18 protein-coding genes are annotated in these 18,649 nt (G+C 43.8%); 6 read left to right on the forward strand and 12 right to left on the reverse strand.

The window, feature by feature from the left end; all coding sequences use genetic code 11:
• Positions 1-20: 20 nt before the first annotated feature.
• Positions 21-1,211 carry a uracil-xanthine permease family protein gene (locus DWW23_RS18400; RefSeq protein WP_122354917.1) on the reverse strand — a complete coding sequence of 397 codons (1,191 nt, stop codon included), beginning with the start codon at positions 1,209-1,211 and terminating at the stop codon, positions 21-23.
• Positions 1,212-1,274: 63 nt separating this feature from the next.
• Here DWW23_RS18400 and msrA point away from each other — a divergent pair, with 63 nt between their 5' ends.
• Positions 1,275-1,781, forward strand: coding sequence for a peptide-methionine (S)-S-oxide reductase MsrA (gene msrA, locus DWW23_RS18405; protein ID WP_122354919.1), 507 nt, complete (start codon positions 1,275-1,277; stop codon positions 1,779-1,781).
• Positions 1,782-1,863: 82 nt separating this feature from the next.
• Here msrA and DWW23_RS18410 read toward each other — a convergent pair whose 3' ends face one another.
• The 7 genes from DWW23_RS18410 to rbsK form a co-directional block, all read right to left on the reverse strand.
• Complete coding sequence (locus tag DWW23_RS18410) at positions 1,864-2,796, reverse strand: glycosyltransferase family 2 protein (protein ID WP_122354921.1); 933 nt, start codon at positions 2,794-2,796, stop codon at positions 1,864-1,866.
• A 5-nt stretch (positions 2,797-2,801) separates the two neighbouring features.
• Positions 2,802-3,182: a GtrA family protein gene (locus DWW23_RS18415; RefSeq protein WP_075557103.1), complete on the reverse strand. Its 381-nt coding sequence runs from the start codon at positions 3,180-3,182 to the stop codon at positions 2,802-2,804.
• On the reverse strand, positions 3,157-3,912 hold the full coding sequence (locus tag DWW23_RS18420) for a hypothetical protein (protein WP_122354923.1): 756 nt from the start codon (positions 3,910-3,912) through the stop codon (positions 3,157-3,159). The genes DWW23_RS18415 and DWW23_RS18420 overlap by 26 nt, the downstream gene beginning before the upstream one ends.
• 155 nt (positions 3,913-4,067) lie before the next feature.
• Positions 4,068-5,069: a GRP family sugar transporter gene (locus DWW23_RS18425; RefSeq protein ID WP_122354925.1), complete on the reverse strand. Its 1,002-nt coding sequence runs from the start codon at positions 5,067-5,069 to the stop codon at positions 4,068-4,070.
• Positions 5,070-5,076: 7 nt separating this feature from the next.
• Positions 5,077-6,090, reverse strand: coding sequence for a nucleoside hydrolase (locus DWW23_RS18430; RefSeq protein ID WP_122354927.1), 1,014 nt, complete (start codon positions 6,088-6,090; stop codon positions 5,077-5,079).
• A gap of 9 nt (positions 6,091-6,099) precedes the next feature.
• Positions 6,100-7,656, reverse strand: a complete 1,557-nt coding sequence (locus tag DWW23_RS18435) for an ADP-ribosylglycohydrolase family protein (RefSeq protein ID WP_122354929.1) — start codon at positions 7,654-7,656, stop codon at positions 6,100-6,102.
• 19 nt (positions 7,657-7,675) lie between these two features.
• On the reverse strand, positions 7,676-8,605 hold the full coding sequence (rbsK, locus tag DWW23_RS18440) for a ribokinase (RefSeq protein ID WP_122355059.1): 930 nt from the start codon (positions 8,603-8,605) through the stop codon (positions 7,676-7,678).
• A 297-nt stretch (positions 8,606-8,902) separates the two neighbouring features.
• Between rbsK and DWW23_RS18445 the strand changes: the two genes are divergently transcribed.
• The 5 genes from DWW23_RS18445 (at position 8,903) to DWW23_RS18465 (ending at position 14,678) form a co-directional block, all read left to right on the forward strand.
• Positions 8,903-10,438 carry a hypothetical protein gene (locus tag DWW23_RS18445; RefSeq protein WP_122354931.1) on the forward strand — a complete coding sequence of 512 codons (1,536 nt, stop codon included), beginning with the start codon at positions 8,903-8,905 and terminating at the stop codon, positions 10,436-10,438.
• 72 nt (positions 10,439-10,510) lie between these two features.
• Positions 10,511-12,235 (forward strand): ABC transporter ATP-binding protein, encoded by a 1,725-nt coding sequence (locus tag DWW23_RS18450; protein ID WP_122354933.1) that lies wholly within the window; start codon positions 10,511-10,513, stop codon positions 12,233-12,235.
• 3 nt (positions 12,236-12,238) lie between these two features.
• Positions 12,239-14,005: an ABC transporter ATP-binding protein gene (locus DWW23_RS18455; protein WP_122354935.1), complete on the forward strand. Its 1,767-nt coding sequence runs from the start codon at positions 12,239-12,241 to the stop codon at positions 14,003-14,005.
• Positions 14,006-14,086: 81 nt separating this feature from the next.
• Positions 14,087-14,350 carry a hypothetical protein gene (locus DWW23_RS18460; RefSeq protein ID WP_075559932.1) on the forward strand — a complete coding sequence of 88 codons (264 nt, stop codon included), beginning with the start codon at positions 14,087-14,089 and terminating at the stop codon, positions 14,348-14,350.
• Positions 14,340-14,678: a type II toxin-antitoxin system RelE/ParE family toxin gene (locus DWW23_RS18465; RefSeq protein WP_075557049.1), complete on the forward strand. Its 339-nt coding sequence runs from the start codon at positions 14,340-14,342 to the stop codon at positions 14,676-14,678. The genes DWW23_RS18460 and DWW23_RS18465 overlap by 11 nt, the downstream gene beginning before the upstream one ends.
• 89 nt (positions 14,679-14,767) lie before the next feature.
• Here DWW23_RS18465 and DWW23_RS18470 read toward each other — a convergent pair whose 3' ends face one another.
• The 4 genes from DWW23_RS18470 to DWW23_RS18485 all read right to left on the reverse strand — a co-directional run bounded on the left by DWW23_RS18470 (position 14,768) and on the right by DWW23_RS18485 (position 18,075).
• Positions 14,768-15,496: a nitroreductase family protein gene (locus DWW23_RS18470; RefSeq protein WP_122354937.1), complete on the reverse strand. Its 729-nt coding sequence runs from the start codon at positions 15,494-15,496 to the stop codon at positions 14,768-14,770.
• A 46-nt stretch (positions 15,497-15,542) separates the two neighbouring features.
• Positions 15,543-16,142, reverse strand: a complete 600-nt coding sequence (locus tag DWW23_RS18475) for a DUF1062 domain-containing protein (protein WP_075557047.1) — start codon at positions 16,140-16,142, stop codon at positions 15,543-15,545.
• 343 nt (positions 16,143-16,485) lie between these two features.
• On the reverse strand, positions 16,486-17,751 hold the full coding sequence (locus DWW23_RS18480) for a type II toxin-antitoxin system HipA family toxin (protein WP_122354939.1): 1,266 nt from the start codon (positions 17,749-17,751) through the stop codon (positions 16,486-16,488).
• Positions 17,752-17,754: 3 nt separating this feature from the next.
• Positions 17,755-18,075 carry a helix-turn-helix domain-containing protein gene (locus tag DWW23_RS18485; RefSeq protein ID WP_122354940.1) on the reverse strand — a complete coding sequence of 107 codons (321 nt, stop codon included), beginning with the start codon at positions 18,073-18,075 and terminating at the stop codon, positions 17,755-17,757.
• Between the last annotated feature and the right edge of the window lie 574 nt (positions 18,076-18,649).

Below are 18,649 nucleotides of genomic sequence, written 5' to 3' on the forward strand. Positions count from 1 at the left end.
ATAAAGAACAATATCCAACTTTATTGGCTTCCCTTGGGCAAGACCAGGTTCAGGATCACTCCCAGCAGAGCCGCCAGGCCGATCCCCGCCATCGTAAATTCACCAAACTCCAGGGAGGCTCCGCCAATACCAAAGGTGAGAATCAACGAGACTATGATCAAATTACGGGTATCTCCCAGATTTGTCCTGTTCTGTATCAGACTATTTATACCGACAGCAGCGATCGTTCCGAACAACAACAGCATAATTCCGCCCAGTACGGCAGGCGGGATCGATTTAAGGAAAGCACTGACCTTGCCGAAAACGGAAAAGACAATCCCTGCCACCGCTGCAATACGGATAACGGCCGGATCCGTGATCTTCGTCAGCGATATAGCTCCGGTCACCTCTGAATAAGTGGTTACAGGAGGTCCGCCGATCAGCCCGGCAGCCACACAAGCTAAACCGTCACCCAGCATAGTCCGGTACAATCCCGGATCTTTCACAAAATCTTTGCCCGTCACTTCGTTAATGGCATATACATCTCCGATATGTTCTATGATCGGGGCGATCGTCACCGGGATCATAAAGATCACAGCTTCCCACGACAACTCCGGCTTGACGAACTGAGGCAAAGCGAACCAGGGGGCCGCAATGATCGGCTCGAAGTCGATCACCTTAAAAAAGCATGCAGCAATATATCCGACGATAATCCCGCAGAAGATAGGAATCAGCTTGATCATCCCCCGTCCCAACAACGATGCCAGAACAGCAGTAAACAAAGCGATCAGAGCCAGCGGCCAGTTCTCTTTCGCCATATTCACACCCGAACCCGCCAACGACAGACCGATCAATATGATGACCGGCCCGATCACAACCGGCGGAAATAACCGCTTGATGAACCCGATGCCACGCCACTTCACCAACATGCTCATCAGTCCGTAGACAGCACCGACAGCCACCAGTCCCGACATTGTCCCCGGTAAACCATATAATTCAGTCGCTTTAATGATGGGTGCCACGAAAGCGAAGCTACTTCCCAGAAAAATCGGCACTTTCCCCTTTGTTACCAAATGAAAGATCAATGTTCCTAATCCGGCAGTGAAAAGGGCTGTCGAAGGATCTAAACCCACCAGTAGAGGGACTAAGACGGTGGCACCAAAGGCTACAAAGAGAAATTGAACGCCTACTACCGTCTTTTGAGCAGGGCCCAGTGATTTTTTGCTGTCCATTGCGAAATAAAAGATTATATTTGCACAAATATAATCAGAATAATCCAAACGCTAAGAAAGAATATGACACAGAATAATTTTCATAAGGAAACAGCTTATTTCGCTTCCGGCTGTTTTTGGGGAACACAATACCATCTCGAAAAAGTAAAAGGTGTAGACAGTACGCATGTCGGCTATATGGGTGGAACTATTGATAATCCGTCCTATCCCGAAGTGAAGACCGGTACTACCGGCCATGTGGAAACAGTGGAAGTGATCTTTGATCCGTCTCAAACCAGTTTCGAACAATTAGTACGTCTTTACTTCGAAACACATGATTTTACACAGGTTGGCGGACAAGGACCGGATATCGGCAGTCAATACCGTTCGGTTATCTTCTATTGCAGCGAAGAACAGAAAGCGATCGCAGAAGAATATATCAGCAAATTATTCGGAATGGGATTTAAAGTGGCTACGGCATTAGAACCTGCCGGAAAGTTCTGGATCGGGGAAGATTATCACCAGCATTATTACGACAAAAAAGGAGAAACTCCTTACTGTCATATTTATCGAAAGATATTCCATGACTGATTCCATTCCCTTCGGAAGAAAATAAAATTCCTTTCGGATGAAATTGAATTTTCATCCGAAAGGAACTATAAGAATGTATTTATCAGAAATTCTTCTTTTCGTCGATAATATATTCGGGACGCGCCTTGATCTCATCAAAGAGAATCCCGACATACTGCCCCAGGACACCCACCGTCAGCAACTGAACGCCGCCAAAGAAAATAACCGATGTCATAATGGAAGTCCAGCCGCTTTCCGCATTACTGAAACCGTATATCTTCCCGAGCGTAAACCAGGCAGCCAGAACGATACCGACCACGACGGCTATAAAACCTAAACTGGTAGCCAGACGAAGCGGTTTCTTGGAAAAATACAACATGGCTGTCGAAGCGAACTTCCACATCTTGCTGAAAGGATATTTTGTCTCGCCGGCAATACGTGCTTCCCGTTCATAGTAAAACGGCACTTGCTTATAGCCGAGCCAACTTATCAGCCCTCTGATGTATTTACCCCGTTCCTGGAAACGATCGAACTGATCCATGATCTTCCGGTCGACCATACGGAAATCACCCGTATCCAACGGGAAACTGACATCACTCATATAATTGAGCAAACGGTAAAAGGCTTTTGCCGTAAACTTCTTGAAAAGACTCTCGCCTTCTCTCGACCTACGCACACAATACACGACATTGGCATTTTCCTTCTCCTGCAGTTCCAGTATGCCGGGGATCAACTCCGGAGGATCCTGCATATCGGCATCGAGTATAACGGCTAAATCCGCATCACAATTATTGATACCGGCAGTAACCGCCGGCTGATGTCCGAAATTTCTGGAAAAATGGATTACCTTCACATGCGGGTCGGAGGCGGCAATGCCATCCAGCAACTCCCGGGTTTTATCCCGGCTTCCGTCATTTATATAAATGATCTCGGTATCGATGGGCATGGACTGCAAAGCAGCTTTCGTACGGCGATAGGATTCACCGATGACTAACTCTTCGTTGTAACAGGGAACTATGACTGCGAGCTTCTTCATTTCCGTTAAGCCTTAAAGGTATAAAACTTGTTTATTAAAAAATTGATCGCTGTATAGAAAACCATTCCTATTAAATGGTTGTAGTAATGATCGATCGTTAACTGGGAATTTAATAGAAGTACCAGTCCGTATTGCAGGACATAACATACCGCAAACGCAATACCAAAGCGGATTGCACCTTTCGTCCACCCGGTAGAACTTCCCTTGAAAGTCCATTGCTTGTTCCAGATGAAACTATTCAGCAATCCTGCTACATATCCCGTTAAATTAGATAAACCTTCCCGACATCCGAAGAGTTTCATCATCACCCAGATAACAGCCATTGTTATCAAGGTGTTGCTCACCCCTACCACGCCATACTTAATGGCTTGTTTTACTGTTTCCATTCTTATTTATAATATCAGTAATCTCCTGCTGCGTAAGTTCTTTTACGTTCGTTATCGTAAAGATATCCGAAAGGAAATCACCGTACTGATTACATTCATTGATAACCCTGTCGAGAGTTAACTTGATGTCTGCACGCACCGGTATCAAAAATACCAGTTCCACATATTGTTCACCGATCGTCAACCGTTCTATCTCACAGTCTGCCTGCGGCAAAAAGTAAGCGAATTCACGTTCGATCACTTTACGCTGATAGTCCAGAAAAGGGTTCCTGTCCTTGGACAACATCAATACGTAAAAGCGCAATTTTTCACCTTTGCCTCCCAGCCCTGTAGAAATATATATTTGTTTCTCATCCGACAATTCCGACTCCAACGAGATACGGCTTTCCATCAAAGCCATATATGCCCAATTGCTGACATCTTCATCGGGATGCTGCACATAATCTTCCAACATCCGATAGGCCTTCACTTCCTTTGAAGTGGCCAACATGGATAAAATATATTTCTTATAATCGGTTGTCGCCTCCGGATTAGACAGACTTTCGCGGAAGGCTGTATAATCCATATCATCCAAATCTTGCTTCACTTTGCCTTTACGAACCTGTTCGGAATATTTGAAATATTCCATCTGAAGTTCTACCGGAACACGCTGTTCTAAAATATGGAAATGTCCGTCCATCTTACTAAAAGAGTCACGGAACCTCTTGAATACATCGCCTTCTTCTTTCATAGACCTGTTTTTTTAGTTATATACTATACCCAATAAACAAGAAACTAAGACAAAAGTAAGGCTTTTTCCCGATATTTTTGGTATTATCGTACAAAAACGGGGATAAAGGCCCATAAAAAGCACTCTATCCCCGGATTTCTTTCAATTACAAAGTATCAGGCACCCGCGTAGATAAGGAAACCCAATCCTATGACGAAAAAGATAAACATACCCAGATTCAAATAATCGGAAGATTTAGGTGCTCCCCGGAACTCATGCCAAACCAGGATCCCCCATAAGGCGGAGACTAACGTCGCTCCCTGCCCTAAACCATAGGATATTGCCGCTCCTGCCTTTTCGGATGCGATCATACTGAATGATTGCCCGATACACCAGATAACGCCTCCCAATACTCCGACAAGATGAGTTCGGATATTGCCTTTGAAATAACCGCTTATGGAGACAGGCGCACCCTCCACCGGCTTCTTCATCGCGATCGTATTGAACAGGAAATTACTGGCAAAAACACCCAAAGCAAAAATGAATACAGCCGTATAAGGTGTCAGTTTTCCGGCTGCCGGAGAGGCAAAATTATCCAGGTCCATAGAAGCAGCTACAAAACGGTAGAAGAAAGCCATAATCACACCGGCGGCAACAGAAATAAAGATGCCTTTACCGGATACTTTCTTCGATCCGACCAGGGCTTTTTTATAAGCCAGACCGTTCAATATAATGGCAACCGTGATCAAAGCTACACCTGCAAAGATATAAGACGGTTCTCCTTTTGCCGCACCGAAATAATTGATCAGCACGCCCAGCACCAGGGCTAACCCAACTCCCACTGGAAAAGCGACGGACATTCCGCATATAGCGATTGCCGCCGAAAGCAGAATATTGGAAGCATTGAAGATAATACCTCCCAGAAAAGCACTGCCTATATTGTTCCAGTCCGCCTGCATCAGGTCGGGCAGAAAACTGCGCCCTTCCGAACCAAAACTACCCAGGGTAAAAGCGGAAAGGATGGAGAATAAAAGTACTCCGATCACATAATCCCAATAAAAGAACTCATACCTCCATGTTCTGGAAGCCAACTTCTGTGTGTTTCCCCAGGAGCCCCAGCATAGCATGGTAACGACACAGAAAACGATTGCTAAAGTATAACTTTGTACGATAAACATAACTTTTCTATTTTAATACAGGTTGATGCATCATATAATTATCCAGCAAAGCTGCCATCTGGCTGGCCGGAACTTTTTCGATCAGCCGAAGGTCCCGGCCGTTCTCATCCGGGATCCAGGTGTTGCTGCCTTCTTCATCGATTACCTTAAAGATTCCCCGTTCTACGTTATAGTACGGTTCATAACCTTTGATCGCAACCAGAACCGCCGTCAGGTCCCAGCTCATCCGACCGTCCGGATCGCCTTCTGCAAAACACTGTGCATAGGTGTCTTTGACAGGACTGTTATCTATATCGGATGCCACCAGTTTCTTCCCGGTAAAAATGACATTACCGATCTCAAAGCCACTGAAAACGATCTCTGTAGGCCATTGTTCAGCAACTACTTTCGATGCCGGTGTATCACAAAGCACATTAAACTCACGTCCCTGCGGGAACAAGCCAGCCATCGCCACGACTCTTTTTACCTTTTTAGCAACCAGTTCCTTTCCTGATAACGGGCTGTATTCATCGCCGACAGAAAGCAGCAGGTCCTTCAGATTCGTGAAAAAGCCGACAGTACAAATGACAACGCTGCCATCCGGTTGCGAACTTAATATTTTACGATATACCTGGACTGCATCCGGAGCGTCCGATGTCTTTTTGGTCTTATGCGGATATTTAGCCGGTAATATCTCCGTCCATTTTATTTTATGACCGGAAGTCATTGTTACACCACCTTCGCTTTTAGGTGCTCCCAACGGAATATCAGGCCGGTTGAAATATATATTCAACACCTCTATACAAGGAATGACCAACTCATCGTGGTTAGAAGACAAGGTTGCGAGTATATTCACATAACCGCTGTCGGCTAGTGCATGCATAACAGCCATCGCCCCTACGTCGTCGTAATCAGGGCCCAAATCGGTATCCAGAATCAGATTCACTGGTTGTACGGCAGCTTCCTGCGTTGCTTTCTTCGCTGTTCCGTTACAGGCGACCAGCAGGGATAATACACAGATTAACAAAAAGGATTGTTTCATGATAAGACATTATTGATGATTTATTTTCAACGGGGTATCGGAATAAACGATAGCTTCTCCGAAATTAACGGATGCATCCGGTTGCGGATTCAGCCACTTGAAAGAGACTGTATGCGGTTTCTTCGGCAACTGATATTTCCAGAACAATTCATGGCGACGCGTAATATACGAAGCAGGCAGGTTGGCTGTTTCGACCAACTCCCCGTCTATATACATTTCCACACGGGCCACATATTCATTATTATTCGACTGCACATGTCCTTTAAAGACAATACCGGTTCCTTCAAATCCGACATTTCCCACATCGGCAACACGCTTATTGACACCGATACGGTCTACAGGATACAAGCCGTCGAATGCTTTCTCTAATTTCACAGGGACAGGCTGCTGGCAGGAAATAAGTACCTGGTCTCCTTCTATCTTTCCTCCATTCCGTTCAACGACCTGCAAAGCCTGATCGAAACTCATCCGATAGGCCTTATTAAGCGAAATCGTTGTATAGGCAAAATCCATATCCTCCACTTCTTTCAGGTTCTTCAGCCAATAGTCAGGGATTTTACTGTATCCCAGCACTGTACCTAAAATACCTGCAGCAGAAGCCGGGTTACAATCGGAATCCTGACCGCAACGGGTAGCAATATCCATTGTTTTATAGAAGTCACCTTCGCCATACAACAGGCCGATCACAATATAGGCACTATTAATCACCGCATCAATATTGAACGGGACAAAAACACCGTCCGGACAACCAACATCTTCACTCCATTTCTTTTCGCATTCAAACCAAGTCCGTTTCCAATCATCTGGAAATTCTTTATGCCAACGGATCACATCGTTCATACATTGATAGTAACGGCTCTCCTTTGGTATAGTTTTGAGGGCTTCGGTAACGATAAACCCGATATCATCCGAAACAAATGCCAGCGAATACATGGCTCCTACATAAACACCTCCATACCAACCGTCACCATAATTCATGATATGACCGATCTTTTCCGAAATTTCAGAAGCGGTATTCGGCATTCCAGGAGACATCAGACCGGCATAATCGGCCTCGATCTGGTAATCCAGGTCATCCGCATGCGGGTTATTCAGCCAATGACCGGAAGCCGGAGGCATGATACCCTGCAAAATATTATACCGTGCAGCCTGGTTGGCATGCCACAGCATATATCCGGCTTTTGCAAATGCCATCGCAAACGAATCGACCGGTGCATCCAATCCCAAACGGTCGAAGACATCCACAAAGGTCAGGTCCATATAGACATCATCATACAGACCGGGATTGTTCTCATACCACCATTTGATATAGCCGTCCGGCCAGGCAATAGGGACATAATCCTGTATCATCGTCCCGTTATAACGAAACTCCGTCGGTCCTCCGTACGTACAACCGATCGTTTGTCCGGCCCATCCTCCTTTGATTTTATCCATCAGCTTCTCCTTACTGATGGCTATTTCCGACGGTAAGACGATTTGCTTTCCGGCAGACGGTTGTTCCGAACAGGCTACAGTTCCCAACAGGAATAAACAGCCGGATAAAATAGGTACAATCAGATTTTTCATAATTAGCAGATTATAATGTTTACTCAAATATATCGACTTCACTCCGGTAAGGGACAGAAGATTGTGCCCCGACCCGGGTTACCGAGATTGCCGAAGCCTTACAAGCAAAACGGACTGCCTCCAATTGACTCCGTCCTTCCGATAAAGCAACAATCAGTGCACCGTTAAAGACATCACCGGCAGCGGTTGTATCCACGGCTTCCACTTTCAGAGCCGGTACAAAATCCGCTTCCTCAACACCATACACCAATGCTCCTTTCGAACCCAGCGTAATGATAACATTCTCCACTCCCATTTCAGAAAGTATACGGGCTGCCTTAACTGCCGATTCCCGGTCGGTTATCTTCACACCGGAAATCATTTCAGCTTCCGTCTCATTTGGGGTGATCATGTAGAGATGTTTCAGTAATGAAGAAGATAATGGATGCGCCGGAGCAGGATTCAGTATCACTTTTTTATGCTTGCGATAAGCTATTTCCGCAACATACTCGACTGTTTCCATCGGAATCTCCAACTGCATCAGGACAATATCCGCCTGGTCGATCGCCTCTTCCGCTTTTGCCAGGTCGGTCGGTAATAAATTGGCATTTGCTCCCGAGGCAACAACGATACAGTTTTCGGCATGATCGTCCACGGTAATCAAAGCGACCCCGGAAGGATGCTCCGAATCAGAAAAGATATACGAGGTATTGATGCCTTCTTCCTCAAAAAGTTGTTGCGACTGATGACCGAAAATATCACTGCCCGTTTTACATATAAAAGTGACGGAAGCTCCCAAACGGGCAATAGTGACTGCCTGGTTGGCCCCTTTACCACCGGGGTTCATAAAGAATGTCCCTCCCACAATGGTTTCCCCCGGACGGGGAAGATGTCCGGCTTTGATAACCATATCCGTATTGCTGCTACCAACCACCAGGATATTATGCCGGTCTAATTGTTCAGTGTCCATATCTATAAAATTTAAAGTCTGCAATGAAGCGATACAAATATAACTTTATATTCTCTACTATTCTATGAATAATTCGAGTATACAGATAAACCCAAATCTAAGATTTATTTCTACTACAGAACAATAAATCACTAATAAACAAATGAATATAATTCACAAAACAAGTTATAAATATCCATCTTACCGAGAGTAAAACAACAATAGAAAAAACATTTTTACAGTCTTCATATGAAAAAGTTTATTTAATTTCGTCGTGCAACAGGAACTAATATCCTGAAAGAACAATCCGATACAGATATGAAATACACAAATCCGGATCATCTGATCCTGCTTATCCAATCACTTACCAAAGCGGAAAAAAGATATTTCCGCCTGTACGCGAATTTGCAAAGCGGTGAAAAGAACTATCTCCTTCTGTTCGACCTGATCAATAAAGGGACCTCCTCCGAGGATATCTGTAAACTTTACTGTCAGGAACAGAGCAAAGGCAACTTTGAGATGGCAGCAAAACATCTTTACCGGGTGATCATGGATTGCCTGGCCCATCTACGAAAGAAAGAAGATGTACAGACAGCGATCTTCGACCATATCACCAAAGCCGAGATACTTTTTGAAAGGGAACTCTTCGATGCCGCTTTCAGCCAGTTGGATAAAGCCAAAAGCCTGGCAGTGACTTATGAGAACGACCCTCTTCTCCTTCTCATCCGGAGGACAGAACTGAAATATCTCAGTTCGCTTGGCTTTAAGGAGATTTCCGAAAGGGAGTTAGTCAGTAAGCAGATGAAAATAAACGACATTATGAAGTATTCAAGAAATACGAACCTTCATCTGCAACTATATGATATTCTAAAGCACCGCATCACCTATAAAGGATATGTCCGGTCGGACAAACAGAAAGATAACCTGAACGATTTGGTATTGAGCGAACTCAATCTGATAGCCAATAGTTCATATAAAGGTTTTGAGGCCAAGAAACTACACCTGCTGTTCCAGGCAGCCTACTATCTGAATACAGGTAATTATAAATCAGCGATCCGCTTTTATCAGGAACTTATCGCTCTTTTTGAATCGAACCAGCATCTGATCCTGAATCCTCCGATCTATTATCTAAGTGCAATAAAGGGTGTACTGGACAGCCTCCATACGGCAGGTTTATATAAAGAAATGCCCTTCTTTATCGAACGGTTGAAAAAGATACAACAAGGCGACTACGCTACCGAATTTCTTCTGGAAATAAGTGCTTGCATCTATCAATACGAACAGACTGCTCTGATAAATACGGGAAAATTGGAAGAGGCACTCCACCTATCGGAAGAAAACGAAGACAGCTTATTCAAAAAGGTCGGTTTACTCAGGCCGGAGACACAACTTAAATTGTATCTGAATACTGCGATCCTTCATCTATGTCTGGGAAATCCCGGTAAAGCACGTAAAAGCATGAAGAAGATATTCAGTGCTGGCAAACAATTCTATGCGTTACCATCCTATAAAACAGCGCGTCTGATCAACCTCCTTATACAGGCGGAACTCGGGGATTACAGTTTCTTTGAGAATGAGATCAACTCCATCAAACGAAATATGCGTTATGAAAAGCAGACGTACCAGACAGAGAAACTTTTGTTCCGCTTTGTCATGGGGTATCCGTTGCCATCTTATGAGAAAGCCCGGAATAAATTGTGGATGCAATTCCAAAGAGAAATAACGAAAATCAGGCAGGATAAATACGAGAAACAGTTACTTAAAACATTCGATATCCTTTCCTGGATAGAAAGCAAACTGACCGACAGAGCGTTTGCAGAGATACTGGTGGAAAGGAATACGGGGTTACAATAGCCTGTAACTCCGTATTTCAGAAACCCGAAAACATATCATTTCCCAATTATGTTCTATCTTTGTAACAACGATATGGGAAAATACTGGCAAATTCTTAAACGATATAAAGTGGGATTGTTGATCAGCCCGCTTCTTGTACTGATCACTGTGCTGTGCGAAACGGTTCAGCCGATGTTCATGGCTGAAATCATTGACAACGGGGTCATGCCACGTGACCTGTCGGTTATTACCCGGATCGGGACCTATATGGTGTTGGTATCCGTCGGGGGATTATTAGTCAGTATTGTGAATACTTACATTTCCTCCCGCATCGGAATCGGCTTCGGTACAGATCTACGTGGAACACTCTTCAATAAAATACAACAACTATCCTTTTTCGATATCGACAAATTCAGTTCAGCTTCTCTTGTCACAAGGCTTACTAGCGATATATCCCGCATACAACAGATCGTACTGATGTCGATGAGACTTTTATTACGCTCTCCACTGATGCTTGTTATGGCCGTTTTCTTTGTCGTCAGCATCAATAAACAACTGGCATTGGTCCTGATAGCAGCTATCCCGATCCTCGGAGGAAGTGTATACCTGATCCTGAGTAAAGGATTTCCTTATTTCCTGAAAGTCCAGCAGAAAGTAGACCAACTGAATGGCGTGGTCAGGGAAAACCTCATCAATATCCGTGTCGTCAAATCTTTTGTCAGGGAAGATTTTGAGACGGATAAATTCGTCAAAAGCAGCGAAGAACTGCGCGATATGGTGATCCGTGCCTCCAACATCGTCGTTTCCATCTTTCCGGTCATGCAGTTAGTCATGAATTTATCCATACTGTCCATCCTCTGGCTGGGCGGACAAAAGGTGATGGACGGCGAACTGAAGGTAGGCGAACTGATCTCATTCGTCAATTACGTTTTCCAGGTACTGATGTCATTGATGATGCTCTCAATGGTCATTATGTCGTACTCCCGCGCTTCCGCTTCCTCTAAACGGATCATGGAAGTGCTCAATACGGAACCCTCCCTGACAAACACCCGGGAAGGACTTCAAAACAAACACCGGGTAGAGAAAGGAGAAGTGACATTTAATGATGTCAGTTTCCGTTACATCGGTGGAGAAAATGACATTCTACAGCATATCAGCTTCCGGGCCGAACCCGGCGAAACGATTGCGCTGGTCGGTGCTACCGGCTCTGCCAAAAGCTCCCTGGTACAACTGATACCACGGTTATACGATGTTACTGCCGGAGAAATCCAGATCGACAATATCCCGATAAAAGACTATAACCTGGATGAACTTCACCAGGGGATCGGGATGGTCCTTCAAAAAAACGAGCTATTCACCGGAACGATCGTCGAGAACCTCAAATGGGGAAAACCCGACGCATCGATGGAAGAGATAGAAGAAGCCACCCGTGCCGCCGAAGCACACGATTTTATCCAGTCCTTCACGGACGGTTACAATACGTTGCTGGGACGCGGAGGCATCAATCTTTCCGGCGGACAGAAACAGCGTATCTGCATCGCCCGTGCGTTGCTTCGTAAACCTAAGATACTGATCCTGGATGACAGTACGAGTGCTGTCGATACGGAAACAGAACTGAAAATACGGAACAACCTGAATGCGTTGTTACACGACACGACTGTATTTATCATCACCCAGCGGATCAATACGATGCAATCGGCCGACCGGGTGATCGTACTCGAAGACGGTGAGATCAACGCCATAGGAACTCCGGATGAATTGATCGAAACATCTACCGTTTATCAGGAAATCTATCATTCACAACAAGTATTATTATAGGATATGGCACACGGAGATCATTTAAAAGAGAATGCAAAGCCCCGGGAAGGAAAGAAAACTTTCTTCCGGCTGATTTCGTACCTGTCCTGCGACAAGCGTCTATTGTTCGTGATCGGCTTTCTGATCATTGTCAGTATTGTGGCGAATCTGTTGGGGTCATACATGTTACGACCGATTATCAATGATTATATCCTTCCCGGAGACTTTCACGGACTGATCAGGGTATTAGCTATCCTTGCCGCCATTTACCTGACAGGAGTTGCCGCCGTCTATATCCAATATATCCTGCTGAATAAAATAGGTCAGCGCACCGTTACCCGTATGCGTGCCGACCTTTTCCAAAAGATGGAACATCTGCCTGTCAAATATTTCGACACACACCAGCACGGCGACCTGATGAGTCGTTACACGAATGACATAGACAAGATCAGCGATGCACTGACCGACAGCCTGTCGGATATGTTGTCGAGTGCTCTCACCCTGATCGGTATCTTCTGCCTGATGTTATATATCAGTCCGATACTTACTCTGGTAACTCTGATCACCGTTCCACTAATGTTCCTCTTTGCCAAAGGGATCGTTCAGCGAAGCCGCAAATACTTCAAAGCCCAGCAGGAATCTATCGGTACCCTGAACGGTTATATCGAAGAAATGATAAGCGGCCAGAAGGTGATCAAAGTATTCGGACACGAAAAGAAAGTACAGTCCGACTTCGATACGCTCAACGACGACCTGAAAGGTAAATCGGAGAAAGCTCAGTTCTATTCCGGTATGATGATGCCTGTCATGCAGAACCTGAACACATTGAATTACGTCTTTATCACGATTGTAGGTGCCCTACTCGCCATCTTTCGTGGTTTTGATGTCGGCGGTCTTGCAGCCTTCCTGCAATATTCCCGCCAGTTCGGACGTCCGATCAATGAATTGGCCAGCCTTTACAACAGTATCCAGGCCGCCATTGCCGGAGCCGAACGTATCTTCGAAGTGATCGACGAAGCGCCGGAAACACCGGACTCCCCCGAAGCCATCGCTTTACAGCAGGTACAGGGAGATGTTTCCATGAAAGACGTTTATTTCGGATACAAACCGGAGAAAACAATTCTGAAAGGTATCTCGCTCCATGCCTCTGCCGGTTGTAAAATAGCATTAGTCGGTGCCACCGGAGCCGGAAAAACAACCATCCTGAACATGCTCCCCCGTTTCTTCGATATCCAGTCGGGCGAAATTGCCATAGACGGTCACCCGATACAACTGATCAAACGAAACAGCCTGCGCCAATCCATGGCGATCGTTTTACAAGACACTCACCTGTTCACAGGAACTGTCCGCGAAAATATCCGCTTCGGACGTCTGGACGCGACCGATGAAGAAGTTATACAAGCAGCCAAACTGACTGCCGCCCATTCTTTCATCAAACGTCTGCCCCAGGGATACGATACCTTGCTGGAAAACGACGGTGCCAACCTTAGCCAGGGACAACGTCAGTTGCTCAATATCGCCCGTGCCGCTATTGCCGACCCTCCTATCCTATTATTGGACGAAGCAACCAGCAATATTGACACCCGTAGCGAGATACTCATTCAGAAAGGTCTCGACCAACTGATGCAGGGACGTACCAGCCTGATCATCGCCCACCGCCTCTCTACCATCAGAAACGCAGACGTGATCCTGGTACTCGAACACGGACAGATCGTAGAACGGGGAAATCATGAAGAACTTCTCCGCTTAAAAGGAAAATATTACTCGCTAAATCAGGAGCAGTTCAAATAATTTAATTGTATTTACCTATATATCATCCCTAAAAAAAGTATATCTTTGTGAGAAGATTTATTTAATAGAAAGGAGTTATATATGACAGCAGTAGAATTAAGACTTACCCTCTTACAGGAAATTGCCACTATCCTCGATGATGAAGCACTCGTCAAAAAAGCTTTAACTTCTATCCGCCGTATGAAACAAGCGGCCTCCAATGTTGACCAGGAAGACCGGGAGCCAACCAAGGAAGAGATGCTGGATAGTATAAAAAATGGATTATTAGCCATTAAAGCTCGCAAGGATGGAAAAGAGACTAAGGGTATGTTCAAAGATGTAAATGAGTTACTCAATGAAATATAGGATAGACACATATATAGAGTTTGACAAAGAGTTCAAACGCTTGAGTAAAAAATACCATTCACTAAAAAGCGATCTGGCAGCACTAGTAAAAGAGCTTGAGCAAAATCCCACCCTCGGTGCCGACTTAGGAAACGGACTTCACAAAGTCCGTATGTCTATTGCCTCCAAAGGAAAAGGTAAAAGCCATGGAGCCAGAGTGATTACCCACACAGCAATTGTCAGTGTAGAAGACGGAGTAATCACTTTACTCTATATTTACGATAAAGCCGATCAGGATACTATATCAGATAAAGAATTAATAGATCTTATGAAGCGTTTTTTGTTATGACAAGACGAAGACTATCCATTCAACGAATAAGACAGTCTCCATCAAGTATTTATTTAGAAATAAAAAGGTTTATCAGTAAACGAGTAACCTCAAACCCTCCGATAAACATCCTCAAACGGCAACCTGCACCGTTCTCCCCAGATTCCTTTATTTCCGTCTCGTATTCCGCAGGGAATAGCCATATTTATTTCAGCCCCGTGAGGTAACTTCAGTGCCTTTTTCAGCCGTCGGCTGTCCAGCCCTTCTAAAGGACAAGTATCATACCCTTCGTTTGCCATCGCAATCATAAATGTCTGGGCGGCAAGTGCACACGATTTATGAGCAACCACACGCACATCATTCTCAGATACTTCGAGCATCATCGGACGAAAGATACTGATGGTATTAGCCAGCAGCTTCCTGAACAACCCCAAAACCCCGAAGAACCGGGCATAAACAAACGGCATCAATTTCCCGTAGTATAATTCCCGGTCTTTGATACGTTTATCCTGACGTTCTTTCGGACTGTTCCGGTGAATATTCTCCCGTTCGAAATCGAGAACGAACCGAGCATGTTTTTTGTACAAGTCTCGCCGTACAACGAAAACAACGATTTGCGAAGCAGTCGAAGCCGCTTTCTGGTCGAGACAAGCTCTTGAAACTTCCGCCAACAATTCGGGCTCCGTAATATGGTAAAACTCCCACAACTGCATATTCGAACTGTTGGGAGCCAATGTCGCCAGTTCCAGACAATGCTTCACCCTTTCCGGATCCATCGGTTTTTCTTTATCATACACCCGTACCGAACGGCGGTAATTGAGGACTTCTTCTAAATTCATAATGCTGACTTATTTGATTAAAATACTTTTCTATATCACTACAAAATTAAAACATTCCCGCAATATGTTTGTTTACCAGCACAACATCTCCATCCTTTACTTTATGTTTCTTTAGCGGATAACCCTCAGGACTGAATATCGCTTTTGCCTCTATCAGCCGATTTAACTGATTTGCAGACAACCCTAAACAAATTCGAATGACAGAAGATAACTTTAACCCAAACTCAAAACGGGTTTGAATCTTGAATGTTACAAACTCATCATCCGCGTTCAAGATATCATTTATCGAAATATCGTCATGCAATATCTCATATTCGACACTGCTATAATCTAACTCGACACTATTTTTTCGCCCTGTTTCGGAAGAAAAAGCATACTCCCACGCAAGTTCTTCATCGTTTTCCGAAAACTTACGAAATAGCTCTTTCTTTATCTGTTCAGGTTTTGTGCGTGACAAAATCGTTAGGTTATATGTACTATCACATTCTATGCATCTATAAATCAACCAGACATCGATATTCCTTTTTTGCGCATTCATTCTGAATTTGTTACTACAATAAAACCGGTCGCAATTACAGTGATTACATTTTCTTTTTAAGGCAGGAGTATTTTTAGGCTTTATCTCCCATATATATTCAGTTTCCATTCTTTATACTGTGCTTGATATTCTTTGAAATATTTGATTATGATCCACAGCATTACAGTTATAGCAAACTCAGAAGTCGCCATAAACAACCACATCAAAGGCCTATGCCCTTAAAGTTCAATGCTGTGAATGAAAAAAATTAAATAAGAAACCTGTTCAAGTAGGACTACTCAAACGAAAGAATTATCAGCCTGCGGTTTATAAGGCTAATATTAAGCCAGTATAAATTTAAGAATTGCTCCCAAAACGTGAATATTTATAATTTCGGGGCAAAGATAACGATTTATTGCTCATTTTATTCAATTAGCAAAAGATATAACTCTACTCTAGCAGTGATAATCAACTATGTATTATTTAGAATACGACTGTTGAAAACAGAGCTAAACATCTCCATCTCCCGTTTAGAGATACCAAGTTTAGTAGCTAACACTCGCCAATTTTTAACAACTTCAATTACCTCCGAAATAATCAGTTCTGCCACTTTACGGCTCAACATATATTCCTCGCAAGCATCGAGCAGAATATTCAAATCCGCCTTATTGGTAGAAGAATTGATAAGTAAACTTTGGTATTCACTCAATGTAGGATTCATGTCGTAGGCAGGCGAAAACGTCCACCCTTTGGCAGTCAACAAAAAACCATGATTACGGAAATGATCATCACTATTACCGATACAAATATTGAATGCCACACGACGGTAGAGTTCCTTTAGGTTCTCTTCTACATTCGTACAGTTTTGCAAAATGAAATCAACGATATCCAGATAACCATGCCCTGTCGCAGCATTATCGCCATCATCAAGTCCCAACAAAGTCATGGCTGATGCAAAATGAATACGTTCTCCATCTTCCGTCCGGTCAAAACGGCGGGAAAGCAACGTATGGTATTTATCATTCGTTGAAATAACCTGTGTGACAGCAGCATCGATACCTACCTGAATGGCCAACAAATGACAGAAATGTTCCCATAATGCAGTATCGTAATCATCTTTGCGTGAAGGGAATTTTGCGATATATAACACTTTATCCACATCTATAATACTTGCTTTGGGACGGGCACCCCCCAATGATGAACCCGGATGAACAAGTTGTATAATCCATTTCTTATCGGGCAGCTGATTCTCCTCTTCACTTTTTTCAATCTCCCGGCTTGCCTCTATCAGTTGCCTGATGTCGGTCAACGGTGGTATGCGAAGCGTATCACTCACATTAATGAAATCACCATCCATACTCTCCTTGAAACGGAAACCACCCATTCGGGAATAATCATCAATCCCTAGCAAATAATCAAATGAAGAAAGACGACGAACCGGGCGCTTCTCCTCCCCTGCCAATATCTGCTCCCTACGGTTAAGTAATGTGCGTCCCCATCGATCGGGTAATGCATCGGAAAAGCAACCGAAAATATCTTTGCCTGGTTGGGTGTATTGCTGTCCGGGATAATTGTTCAAATCTTCACTCAGAAAAATAGCACCATGCTTCTTCAACCAGGTATCGTCGAACTTAAAGCCGTAGCTATCCGAACCCCGAAGTGATTCATAACTGAGTTCTCCAATAAGTTCCATCTCTTTTAACCAATCAAAATCAGCAAATACAAATATTTTCTTCATAACCTACTCTTTTTTCGATGCACGTTCCCGTTGCTTCAAACTCAAATCCTGCAAAGCCCTGCCTAACGTATCTTCTTTGGCAAGCAATAAGATATCCTCATCCAGTTGCAAAGCATATAACACACGCAGGTAGATACCGATTGCCACAGTAGGAACTCCCTTCTCTATACGTGATACCGTGAGAGGTGAACAAGTGGCACGTTCAGCAACTTGCGCCACACTTAAATTCCTACGTAAGCGAGCCAACTTAATTTGTTCGCCTACGATTTGCATCTTCTGTTCCAACTTGCGAGGTAGCTTTGTACCCATTGTACTCTTTGTCATACACTCAATATATCATATAATATGCAAATATAATTATTTTTCCTCATTTTATGATATATTGAAGAGGATATATTACTACTAATACAAAAAGAAATTACTCACTTTGCATTTGAAAATAAGTAACCGTTCGTGTCACATAAAGAGAGCAGAACATTTTCTTCTTATAACAAAACAGGGTATCCCCCACTATCGTTTCTTTAGCATTTCCGGAGAATGTAAGAGCCGTATTCAGTTGGTTTTCTCTATGTCGAATGTATATCATGACTTTTCGGTTACTTTTTAGTTGAAAGATGATGAATTATATTACCTTTGCCATGTACAATACACATAAGCCATGAAATTCATTCAGGATTACACCCAAGAAGAAGAGTTGAAATTTTACAAAACCATAGTAAAGGCTTTGCCACAATCAATGATACTTCTGGATAAGGACAAAAATATAATCGGTATCTTCAACCTCTCACTAAAAATACTGGCAGGCAAATCGGTTGACGATATCCTCGGTACGAATATTCTCATGTATGCCAACGATCCTACTTCACCATTCCATCAGGCTTGCTCAATGCTGAACGAC

It is taken from the genome of Parabacteroides sp. AF14-59 (assembly GCF_003479515.1).
GTDB lineage: Bacteria > Bacteroidota > Bacteroidia > Bacteroidales > Tannerellaceae > Parabacteroides > Parabacteroides faecis.